This window comes from Yoonia sp. (assembly GCF_046498525.1).
Classification (GTDB): Bacteria; Pseudomonadota; Alphaproteobacteria; order Rhodobacterales; family Rhodobacteraceae; genus Yoonia.
This window is the reverse complement of sequence record NZ_JAWOAN010000272.1, coordinates 1-4,724: the sequence shown is the minus strand read 5'-3', so window position 1 is coordinate 4,724 and position 4,724 is coordinate 1. Positions and strand designations below refer to the sequence as shown.

The window sequence follows — 4,724 nt, the reverse complement described above, 5'->3', positions numbered from 1 at the left end:
CATTCTGGCCGAGATCGAAACCGACAAGGCCACGATGGAGTTCGAGGCCGTGGACGAAGGGGTGATGGGCAAGATCGTCATCCCCGAAGGCACCGAAGGCGTGAAGGTGAACGACGTGATCGCCGTGCTGCTGGAAGAGGGCGAAAGCGCTGATGATATCGGCGACACCCCCAAGGCGGAAAAAAAGGCCGAACCAAAGCCGGAAGCGAAAGAAGACGCGAAAGAGGAAGCACCCGCAAAGTCTCAGGACAAGGGCGCCACCCCTGCCCCGGCTGCATCGGTGAAGGATGGCGAACGCATCTTTGCCTCGCCGCTTGCGCGGCGGATTGCGGCGGACAAGGGGCTTGATCTGGCCGATATCAAAGGCTCTGGCCCGCATGGCCGGATCGTCAAGGCCGATGTGGAATCCGCCAAACCAGCGGCGAAATCGGATGCCGCACCGGTTAAGGCCGACGCCCCCAAAGCCGCCGCCATGGCCGCCGGACCAAGTACCGATGCCGTGATCAAGATGTATGACGGACGCCCGTATGAGGAGGTCAAGCTGGACGGGATGCGCAAGACGATTGCCGCCCGCCTGACCGAGGCCAAGCAATCGGTGCCGCATTTCTATCTGCGCCGTGACATCAACCTTGATGCGCTGCTGAAATTCCGCAGCCAGTTGAACAAACAGCTGGACGGGCGCGGCGTGAAACTGTCGGTCAATGATTTCATCATCAAGGCCTGCGCGATTGCGCTGCAACAGGTGCCAGAGGCCAACGCCGTCTGGGCCGGTGACCGCACGCTGCAATTCGAAAAATCCGATGTGGCCGTTGCCGTCGCGATCGAGGGCGGGTTGTTCACGCCGGTGTTGAAAGACGCCGAGATGAAATCGCTGTCGGCCCTGTCAACCGAGATGAAAGACCTTGCCACACGCGCCCGCGACCGCAAGCTGGCCCCGCATGAATACCAGGGCGGCAGTTTCGCGGTTTCCACCCTTGGCATGTTCGGCATCGACAATTTCGACGCCATCATCAACCCGCCGCATTCGGCCATTCTGGCCGTTGGCGCGGGTGTGAAAAAACCGATTGTCGGCGCCGATGGCGAACTGGCCGTCGCAACGATCATGTCCGTCACCCTGTCCGTAGATCACCGCGTGATCGACGGCGTCCTGGGCGCGAACCTGCTGAACGCGATCAAGGATAATCTGGAAAATCCGATGACCATGCTGGCGTGAGGCGGGTGTGATGGGAAAGGAAAAGCCCCGCCGGGTGGTGGGGCTTTTTGCATTGGGATGTCCGGTTTGAGCCTATTTTGTTGAAAAACTCGTGCTTGATCGAAGCGTAAGTTGCTGATTCAATTCTTCTGACCAGCGGGAGAATTGAGCAATGTTGGGACCGAGACAGGAAGCGCAGGCAGCACTCTTCTACGAGTTCTCGCTGGAAGATCACGTTCCGCAAGACCACCTTCTTCGCTCCATCGATCGGTTTGTCGATCTGAACAGCATCCGCACCCATCTTGCCGGTTTCTACAGCCACACCGGCCGTCCGTCGGTCGATCCCGAACTGCTGATCCGGATGCTGCTGGTCGGGTATTGCTTCGGCATCCGGTCCGAACGGCGGCTGTGCGAAGAGGTGCATCTGAACCTCGCGTATCGCTGGTTCTGCCGGCTTGACCTGAGTGACCGGGTCCCGGATCATTCGACGTTTTCAAAGAACCGACATGGACGTTTCCGCGACAGCGAGTTGCTACGGCATCTGTTTGAGACGACTGTCGCGCGCTGCATCGCGGAAGGTCTGGTCAGCGGTCAGCGCATGGCGATTGATGCCAGCCTGATCGAGGCCGATGCCAACAAGCAGAACTCTACGCCGAAGGACGACTGGGACGCGGCGCGGATTGATCCGGCGGATGCACCCCGTGCCGTGCGCGAGTATCTCGACATGCTGGACGAGGCAGCATTCGGTGCGGCCAGCGAGGTCCAGCCCAAGTTCACCTCGCATTCGGACCCGGCCAGCCAGTGGACCGCCGCGCGCAAGGGGCCCGCTTTCTTCAGCTATTCCGACAACTACCTGATCGACACGGATCATGGCGTGATTATCGATGTAGAAGCCACAAGGTCGATCCGGCAGGCCGAGGTCGGATCGACCAAGACCATGCTGAAGCGGGCGAAGGCCAGGTTCAATCTGCACCCCGAACGCCTGATCGCGGATACGGCTTACGGCACCGGACCGATGCTGGGCTGGCTGGTCGATCGCAAGATCGCGCCCCACATCCCGGTGTTCGACAAGTCGGGCCGTAGCGACGGCACCTGGAGCCGGGCGGACTTTGAATGGGACGCCGGGAACGACCAATACATCTGCCCCGAGGGCCAAGAGCTGAAGCAGTTCCGCCGGAATTATTCCGATCCGAACCGGGGGCCGACTGGCAAGGGCGTCGCAAAATACCGTTGCCTGAAGCTCACCTGCCATGCCTGCCCCTCGAAGTCACGCTGCTGCCCCAATGCCGACTTCCGGTCCATCACCCGCGAAGAACACGAAGATGCCCGCCAAGTCGCCCGCGACATCGCCAAGACCAGACAATACGCCATCTCGATGCGCCTGCGCAAAAAGGTAGAGATGCTCTTCGCCCACCTCAAACGCATTCTCGGCCTCGGAAGGCTCCGATTACGCGGCCCATGCGGCGCAAATGATGAGTTCCTCCTCGCCGCAACCGCCCAGAACCTCCGGAAACTGGCCAAGATCTTTCCCGCACCGCAGCAAACGCGAAAAACCTGACAGGAAAGGCGCTCGCGCCGCATTTGGAATAGCCATTTCTGCGCTCGCAAACGTTAGTTTTTCCACAGTATCGGCCCAGAGCGGCCATTCAGTCGTCCCACGTGCTGCTGCCCTACGGCTGGTCATGTCCGCCATTCGTGAGTTTTCCGACGATGGCAGAAGCCAGCCAAAAGAAGACATTGGATGAATCTATAGAACATCATGTGCGTTAGGGGCCAGCGTCTGCACGAGAGGTAAAGATTGCCGATATGATTGGTAACAGCGACCCAGTGCGCCTGGCAGTACTATGGAAAGACGAAGCGGCCTTGCTCGGGTATCTCTATCATCAAGCATTTTGAAGGATGGCACTATCCCTCCCAGTTGGTCGTCCAACGGATGGCAAGCGTTTCGCGGCTCGGGCTGTCATCGAAAAGATCTGCGTTGGACATACTGTCGTAGATGACAGTCAGGTTACTGCCGTTGTCAAACGTATAGCCAATACCAAGTGCCGCTCGAAATTGCAGAGTCCCATCAAGATCAGCGCCGTCACCTTGCCTATAAAGCCCAGGCATCAGCGAGGTTTCGACGAACAATGGGGTATCGTAAACGTATTGGCTGCTCCATTTCCCGCCAATCCCGAACCATGCAGCCCCATTAGTTGTGAGCGAAAGGCCATAAGTGGGGCGAGAGGGGCCGCGTCGACGATGGCTGTCGTAGCCAAGATAGAACTCTTTCGCACTCTGAAATTCATCAGATTGCAGTTGTCCCAGCTGATAAAATATCTGTGGTTCTTGCTTTTCGGTTCGAAGGCAACCGTTGGGGCAATCGTTCAACGCCATATCTGTCAAACTCGTCAGCAGCCAGAATAGACCAAGTGTACCGTCCATGATGTCATCCTATTTTTTGTGGCCGGTGGAGCCTTCCGAAAGGTGTACTAGGGCTAGATAAAACTAAGGCGCATACTTGCCTGCAACAGCGCAGCTAAACAAAATGCCTTGAGTAATCCCCAAGAAAGGGCTTTTGGACTATCAATCTACATCTTGCGTGACCGCAACATAAAGGCAGGGTACAGCGCGTCAGTAGCCCCCACAACGGGCATTTTTTGTGGTTGATGTATGCAGTGCCCCGAGGCTGACAACGCCTGGGCAGCCGAAGTGGGTTGAAATCTACCACACAAGATAGCTCCCCACCGACATGCTAGCGGCGGGTCGAGGGTCGGCATTCTGATGGCTGGCACAACACTGGATCAGCCCTATCGCCTAGAATACTAGGAGGTCCGAACGCTATAGCACGATCCGGGTTTGCAATTTTTCAGTGTCCGCCTTTAGCGCGCCGCTGCCGTTCAGGCACTACGCAGCATGCAGCACTTTGGGCTCTTGCTGCCTTTCTCCGCATCGCGGCAATCGAACAGTTAATTCTGTTTGGTAGGGTCGCTCACGGCCCACACCGGCCCTTCACCGACGAAACGAAATGCTGCGATGCGGCCAACCATTCCGGAATATCGCTGCAAGTGCATAATCCCAAGGTTAGCGAACACACTATGCAGACAAACCGGCCGCTGGTCAGTCAGGCCCTATTGACGTCTCCCAGCTCTAGAGCGGATACATGTCTGGCAACGTGCTATGCCTGCGTGCGCATGGAAGACGGGAGAAAAGTGTGAATTCGCCGAGTTCGCACATTCGCCAAGTGGATTCGGGAAGGCGATCTTTCAGAAGCAATTGACCGACAGTCTTTGCTGACAATGCGACGTGGTTTTCAGGTCCGCCAGGTCTTGGGTGTCTGGAGCGGACATCAGCTGCAGTCGCTGATAGTAGAAAGCAGCCGATTTTCCGAAATCCTGGCGCCTCAACGTCGGCGATCATAAACGTTCCGCAATGGCATTCATGTCAGGATGTAAGTAAGGGCGATCTATTTATAAACATCTCCCCTGTGATCAATCAGGTGAACATGGATTGTAAGTAAAGGTTTATTGACAGAGAAAATAATTCTGATATC

Annotated in this window: 3 protein-coding genes; 2 read left to right on the top strand and 1 reads right to left on the bottom strand. The window is 57.1% G+C overall.

Translation table 11 applies throughout. The features are described from left to right. Together R6T97_RS16095 and R6T97_RS16090 are read left to right on the top strand one after the other, a co-directional pair. The coding region (locus R6T97_RS16095; protein WP_410350298.1) for a pyruvate dehydrogenase complex dihydrolipoamide acetyltransferase at nt 1-1,213 on the top strand (1,213 nt) is incomplete at its 5' end. Nucleotides 1,214-1,364: 151 nt separating this feature from the next. Then, nucleotides 1,365-2,750: a transposase gene (locus R6T97_RS16090; protein WP_410350297.1), complete on the top strand. Its 1,386-nt coding sequence runs from the start codon at nt 1,365-1,367 to the stop codon at nt 2,748-2,750. Between the two features lie 347 nt (nt 2,751-3,097). On the opposite strand, the gene R6T97_RS16085 is transcribed toward R6T97_RS16090, so the two are convergent. Beyond that, on the bottom strand, nt 3,098-3,616 hold the full coding sequence (locus tag R6T97_RS16085; protein WP_410350296.1) for an acyloxyacyl hydrolase: 519 nt from the start codon (nt 3,614-3,616) through the stop codon (nt 3,098-3,100). Between the last annotated feature and the right edge of the window lie 1,108 nt (nt 3,617-4,724).

Bases quoted from the DNA above. Each gene is read 5' to 3' on its own strand.
- R6T97_RS16090 (WP_410350297.1), top strand. From the start codon at position 1,365: ATGTTGGGACCGAGACAGGAAGCGCAGGCAGCACTCTTCTACGAGTTC.
- R6T97_RS16085 (WP_410350296.1), bottom strand. From the start codon at position 3,616: ATGGACGGTACACTTGGTCTATTCTGGCTGCTGACGAGTTTGACAGAT.